The following is a 24,968-nucleotide window of genomic DNA, read 5'->3' on the forward strand; positions in this document are numbered from 1 at the left end:
TAACTATGAAGTAATTTCAGGATTTACAAAATCAAGTAAAATATTAATAATAAGTTCTATAGAATCAATTGAACAAATAGATAAGTTATTTAATAATTTAATTGAAAATAATATCTTAACTTATTGTTTTTTTAGTAATATCTATACTGATTTAAAGGATTTAAAAACTGCATTTTTAGAATCCTTTAAAGCTTTTTCCTCTAGAATATTCTTTAAGAGTAACTCATTAATACATTTTAATAATATAAATTGTAATAAATTTATTTTACCAAGTAACTTAAGAAATGATTTTATAGTGCTTATAAAGTCAAAAAATCTAAATAAAATTAAAGATATTATAAATAATTATTTAAATCTTATAGATAAATCTAAGGATATAATGGCTCTTAAATCCTTTATTAATGATTTATTTGCCGCTTTATATTATGATAATTTAGAGGATAAGAAAGAGTCTTTAATATCAGATATTGACTACTTAACTAATAACTCTTTATATATAAATAAAAACATTAATGATTTAACAAATTTCTTGATAAAAAAAGTAGAACTTATAATTAATTCTAATAAAATAGCCCCCCTTCCTAATTCGGCATATACTATTATTAGAATAAAAGATTATATAGATAATAATTTTTCTTCTCAAAATATAACTTTAGAATTTTTATCAAATAAGTTTTATATAAATGCTTCTCATCTAAGCTCTATCTTTAAAAAAATAACTGGTGATAATTTAGTTGAATACACAACAAAAAAACGTATTGAAAAAGCTAAATTATTATTAAAGGATAGTAATTTAAAAATAGGACAAGTTTCTGAAGAGGTTGGATATAAAGATTACTATTATTTTAGCAAATTATTTAAAAAATATGTGGGAATTCCTCCATCTAAATTTAAAAATATTAATTGTTAATTATTATTTTTATTAATTATGTATTATGAATTTACTTTTTATAAAAAAGAGCTGTTTAAAATAAAATCCTTATTTTAAACAGCTCTTTATATATTTATAATATCTAATTAAATTTATTTTTAAAGTAAATCAATAGCTTTTTTTAATCTATTCATAGCCTCTTCAAGTAATATTCTTGGACATGCAACATTCACCCTTATAAAGCCACTACCACCAGTACCAAAGACTGGTCCATCATTTACTCCAAGCTTTGCTTTTTCTCCTATAAATTTACTTAACTCACTATCACTCATATTCAATTTTCTACAGTCTATCCAAATTAAATAAGTTGCCTCTGTATCTATCATCTTTAATTTTGGTATTTCTTTTTCTATAAAATTTTTGCAATAATTAATATTTCCTTTTATATAGTTTTTTACTTCTGCAAGCCAAGAAGCACCATATTTATATCCTGCTTCTGACGCTACTATCCCAAAAATATTAGGTCTTTCCATTCCACTTTTACTAAGCTCTTCATCATATTTTTCTTTAGTCTTATTATTAGGAATTATTATATTACCTAAATGTAATCCTCCTAAATTAAAAGTTTTACTAGCAGAATTTAAAACTATTAGATTATCTTTAAATTCTTTCTCATACTTTAATAAACTTATAAATTTTTCTTTATCAAAAACTAAATCACCATGAATTTCATCACTAACTAATAGCACATTATATTTTTTACATATTTTTATTATGTTTTTAATTTCTGATTTATTCCATACCCTTCCTACTGGATTATGCGGATTGCATAATATAAATATCTTAGCATTGTTTTCTTTTATTTTATTTTCCAAATCATTGAAATCAATTTCATATTTATTTTCTTTTAAAACCAAAGGATTTTCCACAACTTTTCTATTATTATTTAAAATCACCTTCTTAAATTGATGATATACTGGTGGTTGAATTAAAATTCTATCTCCTTCCTTTGAAAAAGCTTTAACTATAAGACCTAAAGCAAAAACCAAGTTAGGTGAAACACTAATCCATTCTTTTTTTATATCTATTCCTTGATTTTCCTTATACCAATTTATTAAAGATTTATAAAACTCTTCACTTTTTTCACTATATCCAAATATGCCGTGATTAACTCTTTTTGCCATTTCATTTTTTATTTCTTTAGGTGACTCAAAATCCATATCAGCTACCCATAAAGGAATAACATCTTCATAGCCTATTCCTTCTTTACAAAAATCCCATTTTACAGAACCTGTACCAGTTCTTCTTTTATTTTCATCGAAATTATACATTGTTAGTACCTCCAATGGCATTACCCCAAAATTTAATTCTCTAACTAAATTATAATATATTTCCATCTATTTAAATATATATATTTAAAATAGTCTATCTCTCTTTAATTTAAATATGAAATTATTAATAATTTCAAAAGTTTTTGTTAATTTTGTTCTTAAAATAATGACTAATTTATATTTTTCAATTATAATATAAAAATACTTTGAATATCAAAATAATTTTGGAGGTAATTTATGAAAACTAAAAATTTAATTTTAGTATCTATATTCGCAGCACTTACAGCTATAGGAGCTTTTATTAGAATTCCCATTCCTTATGTACCTTTTACTCTTCAATATCTTTTCTGTGCTTTAGCGGGAATGGTTCTTGGAAGTAGATTAGGTGCCTTATCTCAAATAGTTTATGTGTTTATAGGACTTATAGGAATACCAGTATTTACTGAAGGCGGTGGTCCTAGTTATATATTTAAACCAACCTTTGGATATCTTATAGGCTTTATAGTTGCTGCTTATGTAATTGGAAAGATAACTGAAAATATAAAAACTTTAACTATGCAAAAAGCTTTTTTTATATCTATCATAGGACTAATAATTGTATATACTTTAGGTGTAGTATATCTTTATGAAATTTATAATCTATATTTAGGTCAAGTAAAATCAATAGCGTGGGCTATAAAATATGGAGCTTTATTATGTTTAGGTGGGGATATTATTGTATGCTTTGCTGGTTCTTTACTTGCAATTAGAATAGTACCTTATTTTAGAAAAAAAAGCGTACTTAAATCTCAATCAGCTTAAAGGAGAATTTCATGATAAAATTTATAAAAACTTTAGAAAGCAAAATAAAAAAAGGTTATATAATAACCTACAATGAAGCTTTAAAATTATCCACTATTGAAAATGAAAAAGATTTAGATCAATTAATGAATTCTGCATATAAAATTAATTTATTTTTTAATGGAAAAAAAGTTGATCTTTGTTCTATAATCAATGGTAAATGTGGTAAATGTTCAGAAGACTGTAAGTTTTGTGCTCAATCAGCTCACTATAAAACTAATATTTTAGAACATGAATTAGTATCTTATGAAAAAGTACTAAAAGAGGCCAGGGAAAATCAATTAGAAGGATGTAGTAGGTTCTCTTTAGTTACTAGTGGTAGAGGTTTAGCTGGAGATGATTTCTTTAAAATTTTAGAAATTTATAAAAATCTAAATAAAGATACAAATATATCTTTATGTGCATCTTTAGGAATTCTAAATATATGTAATTTAATAGATTTAAAAAATTCTGGTGTTTTACTTTATCATCATAACTTAGAAACCAGCGAAAATTTTTATCCTAAAATATGTACAACCCATTCTTATGAGGAAAGAATAAAAACTATAAAATTGGCTCAAAAAGCTGGATTAAAAGTTTGTTCCGGTGGAATTATAGGTCTTGGTGAGACCTTTAACGATAGATTAGATTTAGCATTCTTACTTAATAAGCTTAATGTCCATTCAATTCCTATAAATATATTAAATCCTATTAAAGGAACACCTTTAGAAAATTCTAAACCTTTATGTGAAGAAGAAATTCTAAAAACAATATCTATATTTAGGTTTATAAATCCTAAAGCATATATAAGATTAGCTGGTGGAAGAAATCTTATAAAAGATTATGGAAAAAAATGCTTTTTAGCCGGTGCTAATGCTACTATAACAGGAAATTACCTAACTACTTCTGGAAATAAAATTAAAGATGATATAAAAATGATTAAATCTTTAAATTTGGAGGTTAAGAAAAATGACTAAAGGAATATTTATAACTGGTACTGATACTAATGTAGGTAAAACTATAATAACTGCCGCCTTAATGTATCTTCTTCGTTCTAATAGTTATAATAGCACTTATTTTAAAGCTGCCTTAAGTGGAGCTGAATCATCAGGTGACAAGCTCATTCCAATTGATACAGATATAGTGTGTAAGCTTAGTAATCTTAATGAAGATTATAATCTTTTAACTCCTTATGTATATAAAACTGCTGTATCCCCACATTTAGCTAGTATTATAGAAAATAATCCTATAGATATTAATAAAATCAAAAATTCTTATAAAATCTTAAAAGAAAAATACGACTATATTATAGCTGAAGGTAGTGGTGGAATAATATGCCCCTTAATTAAAAATATAGGAAAAATCATAAATAATTCTAATAAATTAAATAATAACTTTTATTTATTAGAAGATCTTATTAAGGATTTAAATATGGATGTAATCATAGTTACTAGAGTTTCTTTAGGAACTATAAATCATACTTTATTAACAATAAAATACTTAGAATCTGTAGGCATTAATATAAAAGGAATTATAGTTAATGAATACGAAAATACGGACTTATGCAATGATAATATAGATATTATAACTAGCTTAACTACTGTTCCAATACTTGCAAAAATAAATAAAATTTCTAATAAAAACGATAAAGAATCTTTTTTTAAAGAGTTAAAAACATCTATAAAAAAATCCTTAAAAGTAGAGGATTTAATTAATGTTATGTCAGAAATTTAATATATTAAATTAAATTTTGTAAATATATAATTTTAAATTAACATATATACTCAATTTATTAATTGATTTCATAGTATTTAAATCTCTTATTAGTAAAAAATAAAATTAATAAAATAAAGGAGGTTTATGCTATGAAAAAAGCTTTAAAATCTGCTACAAATAATCAATGGGTTTCAACTGTTGAAAATTCTAATAAAAAGTGTGTTTCTTCTAATTCAAAAGAAAAAACTGCTACAGATAATCAGTGGACTACAACTTTAAAAAATGATTTAGATGTAGATGCTGAATAAAAAATTTAATACTAAAATTATAAATCACAATTTAGTTTTAAATATTATTTATAATTTATTAAAATAAAAGGAGCATTTAAAAATGCTCCTTTTATTTTTTATTATGATATTTTTCTTTTTCTTTTCTTATCAATTTCTACAAATATTCCAAGAATTATTAATGCCATTCCTAATTCTGCTGCTTCATTTGTTCCTACTATAGATCCTGTCTTTGGAATATCTGATTTTTTGTTATTCTTATTAGTTTTTGAAACCTTATTATCTTTATTTTGATTATTGTCATCTAAAATACTTTCATTTGGACTTTCAGTAATAACTTCATTATTATTAATAGTATCATTATTTTCATTTGGTTTTATATCTTGTGATGGATTTACCACTTCGTTATCATTTAATTTTGGATCTACTCCAGCTACTAAAGTACTATCATCAAACTTAAATGGAACATTTTTAACCTCTTTAAGTTTGTTCATTATAGCATCTCTTATAGGCTCTCCTGTATCTACTACATCTTTTGCTCCAGAAAAATCATAATTATCTCCATTTGCATACATAAAATCGTTAGTTACTACAGGATAGTATTTATCATCATCAATTTTTGTTCCATCTAATAATCTCATTGAAGTTATTCTGTTTCCTTCTTTAGCATTTTTATCATAATAAACTTTTACACCATAAAATTGACCCCAACCTATTTGAGTATTTTCTATTCCATTTTCTAATACTCGCTTAAGGTCTGATCCTTTAAGATTCATAGTAACAAGTGTATTGTCAAAAGGCATAACTTCCCATAAATCACCAACAGTTATATCACCCTTATTTAAAGGTCTTCTTAATCCTCCACCATTAGTAATTCCTATCTTAGTATTTGTAACTTCTGTCATATACTTAGTCATAAACTGTCCTAATGGAGATAATCCAAGCCATCTATCATGAGGTAATTCACAATCAACATTACATACAACTTCACTTAAAATAGGTTTTAATTGTTCATTATATTTATTAACAATAGCTTCAGTATTTGAATCTACTGGTAACTCTTTTACTCTTTTATAAAGTTGATCTACTGAATGTTTTACTGCTAAATTACCATTTTTATCAAATACTAAAGAAATTTTTGCTAAAGCTCTTCCATTACACATAGCTTGTATAATTGGAATATTATTTACCTCCCCATCTAAAAATTGATGAGTATGAGCAGAAATTATAGCATCTACTCCTTTAACTTTATTAGCTAAATCTGCAACTTCTCCTGTTATCTCCTTAGTATCTTGATTTTGCATTCCTCCTATATGACTTAAAATTAATACTGCATCTACATTTTCCTTATCTTTTAAATATTTTGCCCAATAATTAGCACTTTCTGCTGGATCTTTAAATTCTAATCCCTTTACATTATCTGGTTTAGTTTTAAAGGCAGTTTCTGGAGTTGCAAGTCCTATAAATCCTATTTTCTTTCCATCTTTTTCAATAACTTTATATGGTAAAGCCCAATCTACTGGCTTATTAGTTTTTTCATCATATATATTAGAAGCTATGAATTCAAAGCCACCTTCTTTTGCCCATTTAGGAATAAGTTCTCTTCCCCAGTCAAATTCATGATTACCTACTGCTGATATTTCAACTCCTACTTCCTTTAAGAACTTTGTAATAGGCTCTCCCTTTAATAAATTAGACATAGCACTACCTTGGTAAAGGTCTCCTCCAGCTACCATAATTGTGTTTGGATTTTCACTTTTTAACTTTTTAATTTGAGCTGCTAATTTAGCAACCCCGATATTTTTACCATGTTCCATTAATGAACCATGTAAATCATTAATGGATAAAACATCAATAATTTTATCTTCACTAGATACTACTGATTTTAAATCATTCCATGTTATAGCTCTTGAATTATTTTCTGGCAAAGCTATTGTTCCATTATTTATTAATTCCTTAGCTTTTTCTCTTTTGTCCTTATCCCAATTGTTTCCTACTATCTTCCAGTTATTATCAACTTCTGGAGTAATAACTCCACCTTTTTCTTCTAATATGTAACGTCTTATTAAATCTCTAATTCTTCCATCATCGCCCCATAATTTCTCTGAGTCAAAATATACAGGTATATTTTCTCCTTTAAATAAGTCCCCTAAAAGGTTTGATGATGCTCTATAGTTATTTATACAAAGTTTTATTTTATCAGTATCTTTAACTGAAACACCATTTTTAGAATATGTTAAATTCGTTATTCTTTCTCCTGGATTCTTAGATATATCTATATCATAATTTACACCAGAAAACATATCGTATAAATATCCTCTAAATTCAGGATTAAATGATACAGTTAAATCTCCATCTTTATAAGTATTAAAGTAATTAGCTGTCCATTCCATATATTTTTTTAGTTGTTTTCCTGTAACTTCAAGTCCTATTAAAGTATTATCAAATTTATATATAGATGTCATTCCGGACTTAGTTATAGGGCCTTTTTTCATATTGGCATCATTTTTAAATACTGCTGCTGCAGATACATCTGCTCCACTATATTTTAATTGAGCTTTATTTATAAGATCAATCATTGCAGTATCTTGGATTTGTGACTGTGTAATACCTTTTATTTCATTTGGAGGTACTAAATCTCCACCTTTTAATTCTCCAATAACTGTGCCTGCATCTTTTAAAGCTTTTTCATGAGAAGGTTTTAAAGCCTCTACTAATTCTTTATCTGGTTCTATGTTATTCATAGAAATAGCTTGGCCTTTAACATCTTTTAATTGATTTTCTAAAACATATTTTCCATCTTGATTTTTTGTTAAAGTAATATCAACTTTTGAAATTTCCCTAGCCCATTTATTAGGTTCTACTATTAAAACATTTCCTTCTCTTGTATTAACGGAAGTATGTGCATGGCCTGCTATTACTAAAGCAGCTTCTGGAACAGCCTTAGCTATTTCTCTTGCTGAATCTGTATTGCTATATTCTGTGTTTTCTCCCACATGACATGATATTATTATTATATCTACTTTATCTTTTATTTCATCAGCATATTTTCTTGCTTCCTTAGATACATCTCTTACTTCATAATTTTTTAGTAATGGACCATCCCATCTTTTTATATTAGGATTAGTTAAACCTATTATTCCAACTTTAACTTTCTCTTTTTCTGTTCCAATTTCCATTATTTTATAAGGATCTTTTTGTCTATTTCCATTTTTGTAAAGGTTTCCTGATAATACAGCACCTTTAAATTGACTGCTTATTTTATTAAGATTATCAATTCCATAATTAAACTCATGATTTCCTAATACCCATACATCATAGCCTATTTTATTCATAGCAAACATCATTGGATGTGGATTATCATTTATAAATAGAGCTGATGAATTATCCTGTATAGAGTCCCCATTGTCTATTAAAATTGTATTAGGATTATTTTTCCTTAATTCTTTAACTTTTGTAGCTACTTGCGCTAAACTTCCTCTTAAATCTTTTGAATCAGTTGCATAATCATATGGCATAAATCTACCATGAACATCTGATGTAGCAAGTATTTGAAGAGTAATATTATTCTCTGCCGCTAATACTTTTGTAACATCAAATGGTGTTATTAAAGAAATTACCATAATAAATGCCACTAAAAATGTCATAAATTTCTTTGCAACTTGTTTTTTCTTCAATATAAACTCCTCCCAACCATTTATTAAAATAATGTGTAATTGTTTACATGTTATTAATTATAACATCATTTATTCTTTTTTCCAACAAATTCTATCATATTCTACAAAAAAAAATACTTTCTCTAACTAAAAGTTAACTTTATTTTTAACTTTATAAATTAAAGAAAGTATGTTTCAATATTTTATTAATATTATATTATGTAAATTAAATTATTATTTATACTTATGATGTAATAATTCATGAGCCTTACCCTTACCGGCTTCTCCAAAGTAAGTTTTATACATTTTTATTAAAGCAGTATTTTCATGAGATTTTCTCTTTTTAAGGTTTCTATCCTGATTATATAATACAGATGCTCTAACCTCCCTAATATTAATATTTTCTCTTTCGCTAGATGAAATATGTGGTTGTCCACCTCCATTTACACATCCCCCTTCACAGGCCATAACCTCTATAAAATGATATTGCTTTTTGTTTAAATTATCAGAATCCATAAATTCTTTTAAATTTTTTGCTCCATTTACTACTGCAATATTATATTCTTTATTATTTAATATTACCTTTGCTTCTTTTATTCCCTTTAATCCTCTTACCATTTTATATTCAATATTTGAAAGATCTTGATTTTCTATAAAATCCTTAGCAGTTCTTAAAGCAGCTTCCATAACCCCTCCAGTGGCTCCAAATATAGCTCCTGCACCAGTGTACTCTCCCATTGCAGGGTCACATTCACTATCTTCTAAGTTTTTAAAATCTATTTTCTTCTCTTTTATAAACCTTGCTAGTTCTCTTGTTGTAATTACAGCATCTATGTCTCTATATTCTTTATATTTCATCTCTTCTCTATCAGCTTCAAATTTTTTAGCAGTACAAGGCATTATTGTTACAGTAAATACATTTTTAGGATCAATATCCTCTATATGTGGATAATAAGTTTTAGTTGCAGTACCAAAAATCTGCTGCGGTGATTTAGCTGTAGATAAATTTTCTAAATAATTAGGATAATAATTTTCAACCTGTCTTACCCATGCTGGACAACAAGATGTAAACATTGGAAAAGGACCATTATTTTTTATTCTTTCTAAAAGCTCTGTAGTCTCTTCCATTATTGTCATATCTGCACCAAAATTTATATCAAAAATTTTATCAAACCCTAAAAGTCTTAAAGCAGAATATAATTTTCCAGTAACATCTACTCCATAACCCATTCCAAAAAGTTCACCCATAGCAGTTCTTACTGATGGAGCTATAGCTACTAAAACATGTTTTTTAGGGTCTTCTAAGGCTTCCTTTACTCTTTCTATGTGTGATTTTTCATATAAAGCATCTACAGGGCATGCCATTACACATTGTCCACAAAGCAGACATTTTCCTTCATCAAAAGAAATACCATTTTTAGGTCTTATAATCTTTACATCATCTTTTTTATAAAATTCTATTGACTCTGTTCCTGTTTTAGCTTTACAAGCCGCAACGCATCTACCACATTTAACACATTTACTTCTATCTATAACTAATGATTTACTTCTATCATCTATATAATCTTTTTTATTTTCCACAATAAATGGTTTAGATGCTCTTCCTTTAGTTTTTATAACAATTTTTAAAAACTCACAATTCTCTCTCCTCTTACATGGACCACATTTAAATTCATGAGTATCTAATAATTTTGAAACTTTTTCTTTTGCATTTTCTAAAACTCTTTCTGATTTTGTATTTATTACCATTCCATCTTTAATTATAGTATTACATGCAGTAATTAGATTTTTTTCTCCCTCTACTTCTACCCCGCATATTCCACAGTTATTTCCACCATTACAGTCTTTTAAAAAACATAAATTAGGAATATCTATTTTGTTTGCTTTAGCTAATTCTAAGATTGTTATATCTTTACTTTCTTCAATTAAAACTCCATTAATAATGACTTTTTTCATAAGTTCACCTCTAAAATTTAAATAAGTATAGAAATCCTATTAAATTTTACTACAATTCAAAAGCAAAGTCACTACTAATTAATTATAATTATTACATAATATTAGATTTTTAGTCATATTAATACTATAATTGTATAATTTTCTATAAGCTTTCACTCCAATACATTACAGAACTATTAGAGTAATTTAAAGCTATTCCAAAGGTTCCACCATTACTTAAATTATTTTCATAATCTTCTTTATCTACTAAGAATATCTTGTATTTACTACTACCATTATTTAAAAATTCTTTAACTGATTTAGGAATTTCAATTTCTTCAGCAACTTCTGAGAAGTTATCTATTTCTTTATAATTTTTCTCTATTAACTTTTTATCTAAATTTTTAAATTTCTCTTCTGGAAGTTTATATTTTAAATACATCTGTGCAGATCCTTGTAAAAATTGAGGATGTTCTAAAAACTCTATATCAGAAGCATCTTTAGGAATTGATACAGGAAAATGATTTATAAGTGGATTTTCATCATAATTATAAATCCTTAATATTCTATTATAGGAACTAATATTTTTAATAGTTCCTGTAGAATCTTTAAAGGATATATAAAAAAAATTAATTATTACTATTAATAAAAAAAGTATTAAATTAAAAAAATTTGAAAATCTTGTCCATTTAATCTTCTTATTATTTTTTACTACAATATATAAAGATATACTATATAATATTAATGGTACCAAAGCTATTAAAATACTCTCATAATGTATATATCTCGTAAAAAATAAATTTTTTATTAATGTTATTAAAAAAGCAAATATAAATATAGATAATACTATTATGTTGCTTTTAAACTTTTTTATAAATTCCATAATTATAACAACCTCCTCTTTATAAATGATATTTTATCATAGTTAAGTAAACTTATTAATAATTTACAAATAAATTCCATGCATTTAAGTTAATGCTTATATACTAAAATAACAATAATAAAACCTAAGCATAAATAAAGAAATATATTTTAAGATAAGGAGTTTTTATGGCCTACGTTTATATAGTTATATGTTGTGATGATACATTATATACAGGTTGGACAACAGATATAAAAAGAAGACTTTATGAGCATAATTATTCTAAAAAGGGAGCTAAATATACTAGAGGTAGAAGACCTGTAAAATTAGTTTTTATGAAAGCCTTTTCCTCTAAAATAGATGCTCAAAAAGAAGAATACTTAATAAAAAACTTAAATAGAAGAGATAAATTAATTCTAATAAATTCTTCATTAAATGAAATAAATAAAATACTATAAAATTCAAATTAATTTTATAAAAAGCTGTATCAAAATCTAAACCATCTAAAATATATAATCGGTAAGATATTTGATACAGCTTATTAATATAAACTATATTATACTTCATTATTTTTTATTTTATTATTTATAAGTTTTACAAAATCTTGCTTTTTGTTTTCGTCTTTAAAAGCTTTAGGTGGAACTATATAAGCTGTTAGCTCTGTTAAAATTATAAATAAATATCCTTTATACTCTACTAACCCCTTAATTTTTTCCCAATCTGTTGAATTTTTACCACTTGGTGATATTTCTAATACTCTTTTGTCATCTAATTTTATAGAATAGTTTCCAAAAAGTTTCTTAGATTCATCCTTTTTAAATATCTTATTCATACTTTTTGTAACATGTCTTTTAAAATATAAAGGATAAAACCCAATCCATATTATAGCTAATAAAACAAAAGACATTATAGATATATAGTAGCTACTAGAATCCTTATTGGAAAATAAAAAACCTGCAACTATAAATATTACAGCTGGTACAAATCTTTGAAGCATTACTGCTCTTTTGATACTTTTTAATGTACTTGCTTGATACAAATTATATTGTATCAAATCCTCTTCATTTATATTAAATCTAATTTCCACTATCTTTCCCCCTATTTTAAAAATATATAATTTATAAAACTTTAAAAAAACTTTCTATTTCATTATCTTTTAATTCACATAAAAAGTCTAGTCTATCTAAAGGATTCAAAAATTCTTTTTGTATATCCATATTTATTGGACAATATTTAATTTCCTCTATCAAATCCTTTATTATTTTTTTATCTACTTTTTCATTAAATATAGTTAATATATTAACTCTAAATAATTTAAAGAAAATAGTTTTAACTTGTAGCCATTGATTATAATCTCTTACATTGTTAACTATAATATTTATAAAATTTATTATGCACTCATTTATAGATTCTATATTATTATCATATATGAATTCTATTGAATCTACTTTTTTAAAACAAATTGCTAATTCTTTTAATAATCCTTCACTTATTTCTCTTCCCTTATCTTCACCAAAGGCTTTGATTAAAGATTTAGCTCCTTCTGTTGTGTAAAATAAATCTTTAAAAAATAAGATAAAACTATAAAAATCTTCTACATTGTCTCCAGGCTCTATATGAAATAATATTTTAAAGAAAAGATTCCACTGAAAATCTTCATTTATTGATTTTAATAATGTTTGTCCTACTATTTTAGAAAAATCGTCTTCAAACTCTATTTCCCTCTCAAAAATAATTTCCTGAGAAAAATCTACATTATCATAAGATAATTCATTTAATCTTTTTAAAGTATTTAACAAAGTAGCTGTATATTCTTGTACATCTGTTACATAATTAGATCTAAAAATATATTTCATAACTGTTTCACAGGATTTTTTAAAGTCTATTACAAAACCTATAGAAGTTTTCATTCTCTCTGAAAATAAATCATATATACCTTTTGCAAGCACTCCTTGTATAAGTTCTTTTCTTATGTCTGTTTTTTCAGAATCTATTCTATTAAATTGTTCATAAATAATTAGAAGTTCATTATCTATCATTGCTAAGTTCTTTTTTAAAGAACTCATTATTTGTTTTAGAAAATTATCAGTAAGCATGTAATTAAAGTTTTTATATATTATTTTATGTTCTATTTCTCCCCAAAAGACGTTAACTAGGGATTTTATTTGAAGTTCAAATCTAACTCTTTCTTCTCCATCTATGTAAACACCATCTATTCTATAAATTTCGAAACCATTTTTTTGTAATTGAGGCTGTTTTCCAGCTAGTTCTAAAAATATTTTTTTATTAATAGGATTATAATAAAAGCCATCCCCATTAGTTTTATAAAAATAATTTTTAATTAGATGATATATTTTTTTCTCATCATTAATAAATCTACATTCAATTCTTGTACCTATTAAATCAGAAAGATTATAAAAAAGTTCTTTAGAGCTACTGAATTTTTTATAATAATTGTTTCTAAGTATTTTTTCCTTTAAACTTTCAGTAGATTTAACTCTAGAATTTATGTTTAAATACCCATCTCCATAATGACTTAATACTTCTTCAAAATAAATTTTTATTTCATTAGCTATATATTCAAATTTTTCATTAGACTCTTCTAAATCATTTACAACCTCATCTATAAACTCAAAAATCTTCAATTCCATAGCGTCCTCCATAATTGTTTAAAGTTCTTTATATTTAAATGCATAAATGCTATGTTAATAATTATATACTTATATTATGGCAAATTTGTTTCAAAAATACTATAGGTAACTATGGACTTTTCTTTTAATATACTTTTATTCATAAATTTACTAATATTATTTTATAATTTAAATAAACACTATCATAGTATTAAACTTTGATAGTGTTTATTCTTTATTATAAATAATTACCAAATAAATTTAAATTGTTTTAATATATCTTATTATAGTAATACTATATTATTTTTCTCACATTCTTTTATCATATCCTCTGTCCATATAGATGATTGAACTTCTCCTATATGTGCTTTTCTTAAAAAGAACATACAAATTCTTGATTGTCCAATTCCACCGCCTACAGTGTATGGAAGTTCTCCTTGTAAAAGTTTCTTATGAAAATCTAATTCTTTTCTATCTTCACAATTTGCTATTTTTAATTGTCTTTCTAAAGCTTCTTCATCTACTCTTATTCCCATTGATGAAAGCTCTAAAGCCATATCTAGTACTGGATAATAAAATAATATATCTCCATTTAAGTTCCAATCATCATAATCTGGTGATCTTCCATCATGCTTTTCTCCTGACTCTAACTCTCCACCAATACCTTTTATAAATACTGCTTTCTTTTCCTTACATATAGCATTTTCTCTTTCTTTAGCTGAAAGGTTTGGATACTTATTTTCTAATTCTTGGGCAGTTACAAAATAAATATCTTCTGGAAGAATTTCTTCTATGCCTTTATATTCACTGCAAATAAATTTCTCTGTTTTTTTAAATACTCCATAAATTGATTTTACAATTTCTCTTAGCTTTTCTTCTGTTCTATCTTTTTTATCTATAACCTTTTCCCAGTCCCATTGATCTACATATATAGAGTGAATATTATCTAAATCTTCATCTCTTCTTATGGCATTCATATCTGTATATAAACCTTCTTCATTTTTAAAGCCATATCTATACAAAACCATTCTTTTCCATTTAGCTAATGAATGAACTATTTCTATTTCATCATCCTTAGCTTCTTTCATGTTAAAAGCAACAGGTCTTTCTGTTCCATTTAAATTATCATTAACCCCAGTTTCTTTTTTTACAAATAAAGGTGCTGAAACTCTTGTTAAGTTTAATACCTTTGATAATTCAGCTTCAAAAAAATCTTTTAATTTTTTAATTGCTATCTCTGTATCCTTTAAGCCTAATTTTGTTTCATATTTTTCTGGTAAAATTAATCTATCTAATCCCATTTTTGCTCCTCCTATTATTTTTCATATGTTTATTTTATACTTTGCAAAGTAATTTATTTTAAATATAAAAAAACCCTTCATCCTACAAAACTAGGACGAAAGGTATATCTTCCGCGGTACCACCTAAATTAACTAAATAACAAGTTCTCCTTAACCAGTACAGAATTTAAACTTATTCGATACTGTCCATTTTCTAACAGGATGGTTCCGTCCAAGTGTACTTTTTAAAAATTAAATTTCCATTGGAAGCTCCGAGATGTTATTCATTACTAGCTTAGTATAGATCTTTCACCATCATCTACTCGCTTAAACCAGTTCTAATAATTACTTCTTCTCATCTTTGCTTTTTTCTATTAACTTGTTGCATTTATATTATCATCTTAAAATATTAATGTCAATATTAAATTAAAACTTTTTTATATATTATATTCTTTTTTTCTAATATATAAACCTATTTTATTAAAAATTTCATACTTTTTCTTAAATATTTTTATATAAATAATTTTATAATATTAATAAATTAAAGGAGATGTAGTTTTACATCTCCTTTAATTTCCCATAAACCATTTTATTTTTTCAATCCATATCCACCATATACTGTCTTAGTATCAGTAACTGAAATTACTGCTTTTATATTACTATTTTCTATTAAACTTATAATCTCATCTTTTCTTTTTCTTTTAGCATGTATTATTAAAACCTTTTTATTTTCTTTAAGCCCAGAGGCATCTAGTATTGTAACTCCAAGGCCTGCATTTCTTAAAAGATTCATCATAGCCTTTCCATCTTTTTCTGATACAATAACATTAATAGTTAATAGTCCTATTGCTAATTTTTCTTCTATAATTGATCCTATATAATTGCCACAAGCAAATCCTAAAGCATAGGCTAACATTTTCCAAGGATCATCTTGTATTCCTTCTAATACATCTCCAACTATTAATAACCAAATTACAACTTCAAAAAAGCCAATTACAGATGCTATTAGTTTTTCTCCTCTTGTTATCATTACTGTTCTAATAGTAGTTAAGGATACTTCAATTATTTTAGATATAAAAATAACAATATACATTAACATATTAAAGCCCCCATGCTATATTTTTATTAAGATATATTAAGCTAGATAAGTATTTTTTTCTCTAAACTCTTCTAACTTTCTATCTGTATACACTCTTATTATAGCCATAACCGGTGATGCTAAAATCATTCCTATAGGTCCATAAAATCCCCCACCTATTGTTACTCCTAATATTATTAAAAATGGACTTAATCCAACTTTATTTCCTATTAATTTTGGCTCTAAATACCATGCATCAAATTGTTGAAGTAAGAATAGGAAAATAAGAACTATTATAGCTTTTGTAGGATTTATAAATATGTTTATTGAAAAAGCTACTACCATTCCTAAAAATGGTCCAAAATAAGGAATCATATTTGTAAAGCCAACTACTAAAGATAATAAAAATGCATAAGGTATGCCTATTATTAGCATTCCTACTAAAGATAAAAATCCTATTATAGTAGAGTCTATTGCTTTAGTACCAATATATACTCCAATCATTTTGTGTAATGTTCTAACAAAATTTTCAAAGCTTTTTCCTTTTTTCTCTTTTAAAATCATGTAACATATAGTTTTTGCAAATTTTAAAAACTTTTCTTTATCATATAATACATATATTGAAATAATAAATCCAAATACCCATTTAATAACATAACTAGTAGTAGAAACTAATCCTGTTACTGCTCCATTTAATATATTAATTGCTACGCTGCCTACTGTCTCTGGCATTACGTTTATCTTATGTAGAATTCCAGTTTGATCCATTAAAGTTTTTATTGTATCATTCTTCAATAAATTATTAAACCATTCTTGTATTTGCTTTATATAGCTTGGAATACTTCCTGTTAAATCAATAATACTATTTACAATGGAAGGTATAAAAAAGAAACATATAATAAACACTAATCCTAAGATTAAGGCATAGGTTATAAAAAGACTTAACCCTCTTTTAAGTTTACATTTCTTTTCAAATACATTCATAATAGGATTTAATATATACGCTATTATAAAAGCATATAAAAATGTACTTATTATTGAATAAGTTTTATCTAATAAAGGAATAAATACATGAAAATTATCTATTAACTTTATTATTACAAATCCTATAGCGACTAAAACTAGAATATCTAAATATTTAGATACTTTTTCAAATAATTTCATCTATATCACCTCTTTTTCCTTTCTAACTCTTATAACTCTAATTCTAACATACATAATCCTTTACAGAAAATTAATTTATTATTAATGTGCAGATATTTTTTAACATATACTTATTTTCATATAACTAACTCTTAAAAATTATCAATTTGTGGTATAATTAGAAATATAAAATTCTCATAATTTAACAAATTCACTACTAATGTATTATTCTAATTAGAATTACATTATGTTTAAATTTTACAAAATATTAAACTATATAAAGCTATACTTTTAACTTACTAATAAATAAATTCAATCTAAAGGAAGTGAACAAATTGTATAACTATTTAACTGAAGAATCTTTAAACAAATTAAAAGAAGAATTAGAATATAGAAAAACTGTTGTACGATTTAAAATAAACGAAGAGCTAAAAGAAGCTAGGGCTCATGGTGACTTAAGTGAGAACTTTGAATATAAAGCTGCAAAAAAAGAAAGAGCTCAAAATAATGGTAGAATGCATTATCTTGAAAAAATGATACGAACAGCTAATTTAATCGTAGACAATACTGCTTATGATGAAGTAGGTATAGGTAAAAAAGTAACTCTAAGATTTGAAGATGATAATGATACTGATGTATTTACTATCGTTACTACTGTAGATGCAGATCCTTTAAATAATAAAGTAAGCATTGAGTGTCCTATTGGAAAAGTTATATATAAAAAAAGAGTAGGAGATAAGGTAACTGTTGATTCTCCTCAAGGAAAATATAATGTAATTATTGAAAAGATAGAATTAGATTAAAATTAGAATTAATTCAATAAAATCTAATTTATTTAAAGTTATAATATTTTAAGTAATTTTTTATATTATTATTTAGAATATTTTCTTATGTAAATAAAAACTATGAAATGAAATATAATATCCATTAGTATAAAAGATATTATAAGAATATCCATTTCATAGTTTTTTCATTCATAATATTTCTTTCTAAATTTATATTAGATATTATTCAATTATTTTTTATATATTATATTAAAATAATTATTTTTTTAAAAGTTCAACTAATTTATCTTTTACATACTTCTCTAAAGGTACTCCCCCTATATTAGCTCCATCTTCAAAATCATTTGGTTTTACCTTAAAAAAGTTTATTATAAGAGAATTGCCCTTAATATAATAATCTTCTAAATGAAGAGGTACAAAAAATACCTTTAGTTCTTCAAATTTTCCATTTGGAACCTCTTTATTTAATTCCTCTATAATAGAATCTAAATTAAGATGTTTAACAGGGTCTGCCATAGCCTTAGTATATTCTAAATCCTCCATAACCCACATATTATAATTCCAAAATCTCTTTTCTTTTTTATCTGCTCCTGAAAGTAATTCTCTATTTTTTATAGCACTTAAAACTTTTCTTACAGATTCCTTAGTAAAATCCTTATCATAGATTAAATTAAATCCATCCATATCTGACATATCATAAAAAAAAGTTTCTGAAACATTTTCTTTTTCTGAAGCTGCTTGCCAAAAATATAGCATACCCTCGATAGTTTCTAAATCAACAATTATATTTTTTACCATATAACATTCTCCCCTTTATAAAAAAATACCATATATTTAGTATTATAATCCTATAAAACTAATATTCCAACTAATAATAATTTCTTCAATACATAGATTTTAAAATAAATATATATACTTTTAATATTTATTTTAAAATTACCTCTAACTTATATTATTTATTATGTAAAAAAAGCTGTAAAATTAATTTTACAGCTTCTCTTTATTATTTTCTTAATATATATTTTAATAATTTAAATAAATAAAATACTATAGATAATTATTTTAAGATTGTTGACCCTTATAAAATGGAGTATATTTTAAGGCTTTTTCATACATAAGATATATAACCATAGCAACTCCTATAGCAACGACTAAGTCACATACTAAAGTTAAAATAAAAGTTACTAATAATAATATTAGATCTATTTTAGAACTAAATAATAATTTTGAAAAAGCTTTAACTTCACTCATATTATAAGATACTACCAAAAGTATTGCTGCTAAAGTTGTAAGTGGTACATACTTTATAAGTGGCATAAGTATTTTCATTATTAATAATAATATTATTGCATGAACTATACCTGCTATAGGAGTTCTTCCTCCATTTTTTACATTAGCGGCAGTTCTTGCTATTGCACCAGTAGCTGGTATTCCACCAAAAATAGATGACATTATGCTTCCAATTCCTTGTCCAATTAACTCTGAATTAGAATCATGTTCACAATCAATCATTTTATCTGATACAACTGCTGAAAGTAAAGATTCAATAGCTGCCAATAATGCAATTGTAAAAGCTGGTGCTATTAATGTTTTTACAGTGTTTATATTTAAAATAGGTAGTTTAGGTGTTGGGAAACTTGATGAAATTTCTCCAAATTGACTTCCTATTGTAGATACTGGAAGCTTAAAAGCAAAAGCTAATAAAGTACCTACAATCAAAGCTATTAATGAGCCTGGAATTGTTTTATTTATTTTTGACCAAAATACTATTATTAATAATGAAATTACTCCTAGAGCCATTGACCAAAAGCTTACTAAATTTATATTGCTTAAATAAACACACCATTTAGATATAAAGCTTGATGGAACCTTATCTATACCCATTCCTAAAAAATCCTTAACTTGAGTAGAGAATAATGTTACTCCTATTCCTGCCGTAAATCCTATAGTTACTGAGCGAGGAATATATTTTATTAAATCTCCTAATTTTAAAAGTCCAAAAATTATAAGTATTACCCCTGCCATAAAGGTTGAAACTACTAATCCTTCTAATCCATACTTTTCAATTATTCCATAAATTATTATTACAAAAGCTCCAGTAGGTCCTCCTATTTGAACTCGACTTCCTCCGAAAAGTGAAATGCAAAGTCCTGCAATTATAGCTGTGATTAATCCCTTTTCTGGTGATACCCCAGAAGATATTCCAAGGGCTACAGATAAAGGTAATGCTATTATAGCTACTATAATTCCTGCAATAATATCTTTTATTATTTGTTCTTTTGTTAATTCCTTATTTTTAATAAGCTTTAATATTGTTGGTTTATACATTTTATCCTCCTTTTCTAAAAAACATTCGCCCTCCATTATACTACTAAGATTTAAGAAAAGCCTTCTATTAAGATTTTTTCAAATTATTAAAATTGTTATATTTTTTTTAATATTCTTTGAATGGATTTTTATATTTCATTTTTTAAAAAATAAAAAATATTTTTATATCAAAATCTTAATTATTACATTTTATTAAAAGTTTATTAATCATTTGTAAATAATTTTTATATAATTTAGTGATACTATGATGATGAATGCTATATTAAAAACTCTCATAACACTAAAATAAAACATATTTAAAAACTATAATAAACTTAGATTGGAGATAATAATATGGAAAAATTATTCTTAAAACAATTTTTAAAAAATATTTCTTGTGAAACTTTCATCGTAAAGTTTTGGGATGGAAAAGAAGAGCTTATAGGAGATGGAGACCCAAAGTTTAAAATTATCTTTAATAAACCTTTAAAAAAATCAGATATTCTTCATGATGCCTCATTAGCTTTTGGAGAAGCTTATATGAATGGGGATTTAGATTTTGAAGGAGATATTCAAGAAATCTTAGAATCTATATATAAAAATAAAGATAGTTTTCTTAATAGTAATAAGTTTATCGCTAAACTAGCTAAACTTTCTAGTCTTAAGGGAACTTCTTTAAAAGAACAAAAAAAAGATATATCATATCATTATGATTTAGGTAACGATTTCTATAGTTTATGGCTTGATAAAACTCTTAGTTATTCCTGTGGTTATTTTAAAGATCCTAATGATACCTTATATGATGCTCAAATGAATAAGGTTCACTACATATTAAAAAAACTTAACTTAAAAGAAGGCCAAAGTCTTCTAGATATAGGTTGTGGTTGGGGATATTTAATTATAGAAGCTGCTAAACTTTATAAAGTTCATGCTTTAGGTATAACCTTAAGTAATGAACAATATAAAAAAGTAAAAGAAAGAATAAAAGAAGAGAATTTAGAAGAGTATGTTGATGTTAAATTAATGGATTATAGAGATTTAAAAAATTCTGGCTTTACATTTAATAGAGTCGTCAGTGTTGGAATGCTTGAACATGTAGGTAGAGCAAACATTCCTGAATACTTAGAAATAGTAGATAAAATTCTTAACCCTCATGGAGTTTTCTTACTTCACTTTATCACTGGTCTAACTGAAAGTGATGGTAATGAATGGATAAAAAAATACATATTCCCCGGTGGATATATACCATCAATAAGAGAAGTTGTTGGTTATTTTCCTGAACATGATTTTAATATTGTAGATTTAGAAAGTTTGAGATTACATTATACAAAAACTCTTATGTGTTGGAAAGATAATTTTGAAAATAATTTAGATAAAGTTAGAGAGTTATTTGATGAAAAATTTATTAGAATGTGGCGAATGTATTTATGCTCTTGTGCTGCTTCATTTCATTATGGTGTAGTTGATATACATCAATTCTTGATTACTAAAGGATTAAATAATTCTTTACCAATGACTAGAGATTATTTATATAAATAAAAAAAGCCTTTGTTTTAATTTTTTATTTAAAACAAAGGCTTTTTTTTATTTTGATTCTTTTAATTATTTTTCATATACTCTAACATTATTTTTTAACTATAGTTTCTTCTAAATCTATCATCATTTTCTTAAAGAAAGGAACATTTTTACCTCTAAGAGGTAAATACATTAATATTCCCATTATTGTTCCGCCTATTGTTCCACAAATTATATCTCCCATAGTATCAAGCAAACTATTATTTTGAGCATTTGTTCCAAAAAGATGATCTGATGTAAATTCAAATATTTCCCATCCACCTGCACAAGCTATAGAAAAAAATACACCAAACAAAATACCTAATACTGGATTTATCCCTTTATAGACTTTTTTATTTATTAAATTTAAAAAAATTATATACCCCATTAAAGTAAGTATAGGTCCTGAAATTAGATGAAGGAATTTATCCCATCTAGGAAAAAACCTATAAAAATTAATTACTTTTCCTAAATACATAGACAAAAATATAAATACTAAGACTATAAAATAGACTTGTGTTGGCATTTTTATTTTTATCTTAGAAAATACAATACTAGTTAATATAACAGTAAAAAATGTAAGTATAATTGAAAATACCTTATCATACTCACTATTCATAAGTTTAAAGGGAAGAGTAATAATTAATAAAATATAAAATATAATATCCATTTTTCTTTCTACTGATAAATCTTTTGTCCAACTCATAATATCACCTCACAATTAAGCTTTTGTTTTATTAATCTTATATTTATTATTTAACTTTCTAAAATACCTTTTTATTATACATTTATAAAAAACAATTGTCTAAATTCTATTTAAAACTAATAAATTAATTCATTTATAATTAGTTAATATAAATTTTATTAGTTTATAATAACTTTATGCAATTAAAATTATTTTTATTTATATTTTATTAAAAATAAATAAATTATTTAATTATTAAAAAAATAAAAGTTTAAAAAACTAATAAAAAAGATTTTATTAGTTTTTCAGACTTTTATTTGATAATTTATTTGTAATATTATTAATTTTATTACAAATTCATATATAATTTACTTTTATCATACAAATTTGTATTAATTTCTATTAGCCATTTTTTAAATTTTAAGAATTTTCTTGAAAATATTGCATTATTGATGATAAAATTTAATCATAGATTATTTAACTAACATTTAATAAGGGGGTTTTCAATGAATTTCTTATCTACCATAAAAGAATTTAACTCGTTTTTTTGGGGGTACTTATTAATCTTTCTACTTTGCGGAACGGGTATATTTTTCACAATAAGATTAAAATTTGTACAGATTACAAAATTTAAAGATGCTTTTAAACACACTTTTGGTAATCTAACACTAAACGGTGATAAAGCTGGAAAGGATGGTATGTCTTCATTCCAATCTTTAGCAACTGCTATTGCTGCTCAAGTAGGTACTGGTAATTTAGCTGGTGCCGCTACCGCTATAGTTATGGGTGGTCCTGGAGCTATTTTTTGGATGTGGCTTAGTGCTTTCTTTGGAATGTCTACAATTTTTGCAGAAGCTACTTTAGCTCAAAAATATAAAACTGTAAAAGATGGAGAAGTAACTGGTGGACCAGCATATTATATAAAAGCTGCTTTTAAAGGAACTTTAGGTAAAATATTGGCAGGTGCTTTTGCAGTATTTATAATATTAGCTTTAGGCTTTATGGGAAACATGGTTCAAAGTAATTCCATCGGTGTAGCATTTGAAAACGCTTTAGGAATTAACCCTATAGTAATTGGTGTATTAGTTGCTATTCTAGCTGCCTTTATATTTTTCGGAGGAAGAGAGAAAATAGCATCTACCACAGAAAAATTAGTTCCAATTATGGCAGCATTTTATATAATCGGCAGCATTATAATTCTTATAATGAATTATTCTGAAATAATTCCTGCCTTTAGATCTATCTTTGTAGGAGCATTCTCACCTGAAGCTGTTTCAGGTGGATTAGTTGGTATAACCATTAGCCAAGCTATTAGATATGGTATTGCTAGAGGATTATTTTCAAACGAAGCTGGTATGGGCTCAACTCCCCATGCTCATGCTATTGCAAAAGTTAAACATCCTTGTGAGCAAGGTGTTACTGCTATGATGGGTGTATTTATAACTTTTATTATACTTACATTAACTGCTCTTGTTATATTAACATCTGGAGTTTATGATGGTACAACTACTGGTATTGTATTAACTCAAAATGCTTTTGTTGCAACCTTTGGATCCTTTGGTAATATGTTTATAGCCATATGTTTATTATTTTTCTCTTTTTCTACTATAATAGGTTGGTATTTCTTTGGGGAAATTAATATAAAATATTTATTTGGGGATAAAGCAACTAAATTTTATTCTATTATAGTACTTATTTTAATAATAGTTGGTTCTAGTTTAAAGGTTGATTTAGTTTGGGAACTTGCTGATACCTTCAATGGATTTATGGTAATTCCAAACCTTCTAGCTTTATTAGCTTTAAATAGTGTTGTAGTTAAATTGCTTAAAGACTATGAAGATAAACAAAAAGATGAATTGCTTTAATATAGGCAAAATTATTTATTTATAAATATAAATAATAAAAAAATAATTTTCAATTTATATATAGTTCATATTAAACTAAATATCTTTATATAAAAAATATATAAACTACAAAATGAATTGTATTAAATATAAAAAGTTAAATAATCATATTAAATATAAAAAGG

The 24,968-nt window shown here is 25.1% G+C and carries 20 protein-coding genes, 1 pseudogene and 1 other annotated feature; of the genes and pseudogenes, 9 read left to right on the forward strand and 12 right to left on the reverse strand.

The features are described from left to right. The coding region (locus tag BUA70_RS06985) for a helix-turn-helix transcriptional regulator (protein WP_143762336.1) at positions 1-910 on the forward strand (910 nt) is incomplete at its 5' end. Positions 911-1,029: 119 nt separating this feature from the next. On the opposite strand, the gene BUA70_RS06990 is transcribed toward BUA70_RS06985, so the two are convergent. Then, positions 1,030-2,202, reverse strand: coding sequence for a MalY/PatB family protein (locus BUA70_RS06990; protein ID WP_072895419.1), 1,173 nt, complete (start codon positions 2,200-2,202; stop codon positions 1,030-1,032). 237 nt (positions 2,203-2,439) lie between these two features. Here BUA70_RS06990 and BUA70_RS06995 point away from each other — a divergent pair, with 237 nt between their 5' ends. The 4 genes from BUA70_RS06995 (at position 2,440) to BUA70_RS13150 (ending at position 5,045) form a co-directional block, all read left to right on the forward strand. Then, positions 2,440-3,003: a biotin transporter BioY gene (locus BUA70_RS06995; protein ID WP_072895422.1), complete on the forward strand. Its 564-nt coding sequence runs from the start codon at positions 2,440-2,442 to the stop codon at positions 3,001-3,003. 11 nt (positions 3,004-3,014) lie between these two features. Beyond that, positions 3,015-3,998, forward strand: a complete 984-nt coding sequence (gene bioB, locus BUA70_RS07000) for a biotin synthase BioB (protein WP_072895425.1) — start codon at positions 3,015-3,017, stop codon at positions 3,996-3,998. Next, a complete protein-coding gene (gene bioD / locus BUA70_RS07005) occupies positions 3,991-4,755 on the forward strand; it encodes a dethiobiotin synthase (protein WP_072895429.1) in 765 nt (254 codons plus the stop codon). Before bioB ends, bioD begins: the two co-directional genes overlap by 8 nt. 131 nt (positions 4,756-4,886) lie before the next feature. After that, entirely contained in the window at positions 4,887-5,045 is a 159-nt protein-coding gene (locus BUA70_RS13150; protein ID WP_172607472.1) for a hypothetical protein, read from the forward strand. A gap of 101 nt (positions 5,046-5,146) precedes the next feature. Here BUA70_RS13150 and BUA70_RS07010 read toward each other — a convergent pair whose 3' ends face one another. From BUA70_RS07010 to BUA70_RS07020, 3 genes are all read right to left on the reverse strand, one after another. Continuing rightward, the gene (locus BUA70_RS07010; protein WP_072895433.1) at positions 5,147-8,701 is read right to left on the reverse strand and encodes a 5'-nucleotidase C-terminal domain-containing protein; all 3,555 of its coding nucleotides are present in this window, start codon (positions 8,699-8,701) and stop codon (positions 5,147-5,149) included. A gap of 213 nt (positions 8,702-8,914) precedes the next feature. Next, entirely contained in the window at positions 8,915-10,636 is a 1,722-nt protein-coding gene (locus BUA70_RS07015) for a ferredoxin hydrogenase (RefSeq protein WP_072895437.1), read from the reverse strand. A gap of 142 nt (positions 10,637-10,778) precedes the next feature. Continuing rightward, the gene (locus tag BUA70_RS07020) at positions 10,779-11,498 is read right to left on the reverse strand and encodes a hypothetical protein (RefSeq protein ID WP_072895441.1); all 720 of its coding nucleotides are present in this window, start codon (positions 11,496-11,498) and stop codon (positions 10,779-10,781) included. A gap of 167 nt (positions 11,499-11,665) precedes the next feature. Here BUA70_RS07020 and BUA70_RS07025 point away from each other — a divergent pair, with 167 nt between their 5' ends. Beyond that, positions 11,666-11,935, forward strand: a complete 270-nt coding sequence (locus BUA70_RS07025) for a GIY-YIG nuclease family protein (RefSeq protein WP_072895444.1) — start codon at positions 11,666-11,668, stop codon at positions 11,933-11,935. 98 nt (positions 11,936-12,033) lie between these two features. Here BUA70_RS07025 and BUA70_RS07030 read toward each other — a convergent pair whose 3' ends face one another. The 5 genes from BUA70_RS07030 to BUA70_RS07050 all read right to left on the reverse strand — a co-directional run bounded on the left by BUA70_RS07030 (position 12,034) and on the right by BUA70_RS07050 (position 17,629). Further along, positions 12,034-12,564 carry a YcxB family protein gene (locus tag BUA70_RS07030; protein WP_072895447.1) on the reverse strand — a complete coding sequence of 177 codons (531 nt, stop codon included), beginning with the start codon at positions 12,562-12,564 and terminating at the stop codon, positions 12,034-12,036. Between the two features lie 31 nt (positions 12,565-12,595). Beyond that, a complete protein-coding gene (locus tag BUA70_RS07035; RefSeq protein WP_072895452.1) occupies positions 12,596-14,128 on the reverse strand; it encodes a GTP pyrophosphokinase in 1,533 nt (510 codons plus the stop codon). A gap of 263 nt (positions 14,129-14,391) precedes the next feature. Next, complete coding sequence (asnA, locus tag BUA70_RS07040) at positions 14,392-15,408, reverse strand: aspartate--ammonia ligase (RefSeq protein ID WP_072895455.1); 1,017 nt, start codon at positions 15,406-15,408, stop codon at positions 14,392-14,394. A gap of 88 nt (positions 15,409-15,496) precedes the next feature. Next, positions 15,497-15,758: a binding site (T-box leader), on the reverse strand. Positions 15,759-15,976: 218 nt separating this feature from the next. Further along, on the reverse strand, positions 15,977-16,486 hold the full coding sequence (locus tag BUA70_RS07045; RefSeq protein ID WP_072895459.1) for a DUF2179 domain-containing protein: 510 nt from the start codon (positions 16,484-16,486) through the stop codon (positions 15,977-15,979). Positions 16,487-16,522: 36 nt separating this feature from the next. After that, entirely contained in the window at positions 16,523-17,629 is a 1,107-nt protein-coding gene (locus BUA70_RS07050) for an AI-2E family transporter (RefSeq protein WP_072895462.1), read from the reverse strand. A 314-nt stretch (positions 17,630-17,943) separates the two neighbouring features. Between BUA70_RS07050 and greA the strand changes: the two genes are divergently transcribed. After that, a complete protein-coding gene (gene greA, locus BUA70_RS07055; protein WP_072895465.1) occupies positions 17,944-18,411 on the forward strand; it encodes a transcription elongation factor GreA in 468 nt (155 codons plus the stop codon). A gap of 240 nt (positions 18,412-18,651) precedes the next feature. Here the strand turns inward: greA and BUA70_RS07060 are convergent, their stop codons facing one another. Together BUA70_RS07060 and BUA70_RS07065 are read right to left on the reverse strand one after the other, a co-directional pair. Further along, positions 18,652-19,191, reverse strand: a complete 540-nt coding sequence (locus BUA70_RS07060) for a TDE2712 family protein (RefSeq protein ID WP_072895470.1) — start codon at positions 19,189-19,191, stop codon at positions 18,652-18,654. A 324-nt stretch (positions 19,192-19,515) separates the two neighbouring features. Beyond that, a pseudogene (locus BUA70_RS07065) lies at positions 19,516-20,721 on the reverse strand (SulP family inorganic anion transporter); the annotation flags it as partial. A 333-nt stretch (positions 20,722-21,054) separates the two neighbouring features. On the opposite strand from BUA70_RS07065, the gene BUA70_RS07070 reads away from it, so the two are divergent. After that, positions 21,055-22,239, forward strand: coding sequence for an SAM-dependent methyltransferase (locus BUA70_RS07070; RefSeq protein ID WP_072895477.1), 1,185 nt, complete (start codon positions 21,055-21,057; stop codon positions 22,237-22,239). A gap of 85 nt (positions 22,240-22,324) precedes the next feature. Here the strand turns inward: BUA70_RS07070 and BUA70_RS07075 are convergent, their stop codons facing one another. Then, on the reverse strand, positions 22,325-22,960 hold the full coding sequence (locus BUA70_RS07075) for a DUF2238 domain-containing protein (RefSeq protein ID WP_072895480.1): 636 nt from the start codon (positions 22,958-22,960) through the stop codon (positions 22,325-22,327). 485 nt (positions 22,961-23,445) lie between these two features. Here BUA70_RS07075 and BUA70_RS07080 point away from each other — a divergent pair, with 485 nt between their 5' ends. After that, on the forward strand, positions 23,446-24,804 hold the full coding sequence (locus BUA70_RS07080; protein WP_072895483.1) for an alanine/glycine:cation symporter family protein: 1,359 nt from the start codon (positions 23,446-23,448) through the stop codon (positions 24,802-24,804). Positions 24,805-24,968: the final 164 nt, after the last annotated feature.

It is taken from the genome of Clostridium fallax (genome assembly GCF_900129365.1).
In the GTDB taxonomy this organism is placed as follows: Bacteria; Bacillota; Clostridia; order Clostridiales; family Clostridiaceae; genus Clostridium_AH; species Clostridium_AH fallax.

Coding starts and splice junctions, on each gene's coding strand:
- BUA70_RS06990 (WP_072895419.1), bottom strand. CDS start 2,202: ATGTATAATTTCGATGAAAATAAAAGAAGAACTGGTACAGGTTCTGTA.
- BUA70_RS06995 (WP_072895422.1), top strand. CDS start 2,440: ATGAAAACTAAAAATTTAATTTTAGTATCTATATTCGCAGCACTTACA.
- bioB (WP_072895425.1), top strand. CDS start 3,015: ATGATAAAATTTATAAAAACTTTAGAAAGCAAAATAAAAAAAGGTTAT.
- bioD (WP_072895429.1), top strand. CDS start 3,991: ATGACTAAAGGAATATTTATAACTGGTACTGATACTAATGTAGGTAAA.
- BUA70_RS13150 (WP_172607472.1), top strand. CDS start 4,887: ATGAAAAAAGCTTTAAAATCTGCTACAAATAATCAATGGGTTTCAACT.
- BUA70_RS07015 (WP_072895437.1), bottom strand. CDS start 10,636: ATGAAAAAAGTCATTATTAATGGAGTTTTAATTGAAGAAAGTAAAGAT.
- BUA70_RS07020 (WP_072895441.1), bottom strand. CDS start 11,498: ATGGAATTTATAAAAAAGTTTAAAAGCAACATAATAGTATTATCTATA.
- BUA70_RS07025 (WP_072895444.1), top strand. CDS start 11,666: ATGGCCTACGTTTATATAGTTATATGTTGTGATGATACATTATATACA.
- BUA70_RS07035 (WP_072895452.1), bottom strand. CDS start 14,128: ATGGAATTGAAGATTTTTGAGTTTATAGATGAGGTTGTAAATGATTTA.
- asnA (WP_072895455.1), bottom strand. CDS start 15,408: ATGGGATTAGATAGATTAATTTTACCAGAAAAATATGAAACAAAATTA.
- BUA70_RS07045 (WP_072895459.1), bottom strand. CDS start 16,486: ATGTTAATGTATATTGTTATTTTTATATCTAAAATAATTGAAGTATCC.
- BUA70_RS07050 (WP_072895462.1), bottom strand. CDS start 17,629: ATGAAATTATTTGAAAAAGTATCTAAATATTTAGATATTCTAGTTTTA.
- BUA70_RS07060 (WP_072895470.1), bottom strand. CDS start 19,191: ATGGTAAAAAATATAATTGTTGATTTAGAAACTATCGAGGGTATGCTA.
- BUA70_RS07070 (WP_072895477.1), top strand. CDS start 21,055: ATGGAAAAATTATTCTTAAAACAATTTTTAAAAAATATTTCTTGTGAA.
- BUA70_RS07075 (WP_072895480.1), bottom strand. CDS start 22,960: ATGAGTTGGACAAAAGATTTATCAGTAGAAAGAAAAATGGATATTATA.
- BUA70_RS07080 (WP_072895483.1), top strand. CDS start 23,446: ATGAATTTCTTATCTACCATAAAAGAATTTAACTCGTTTTTTTGGGGG.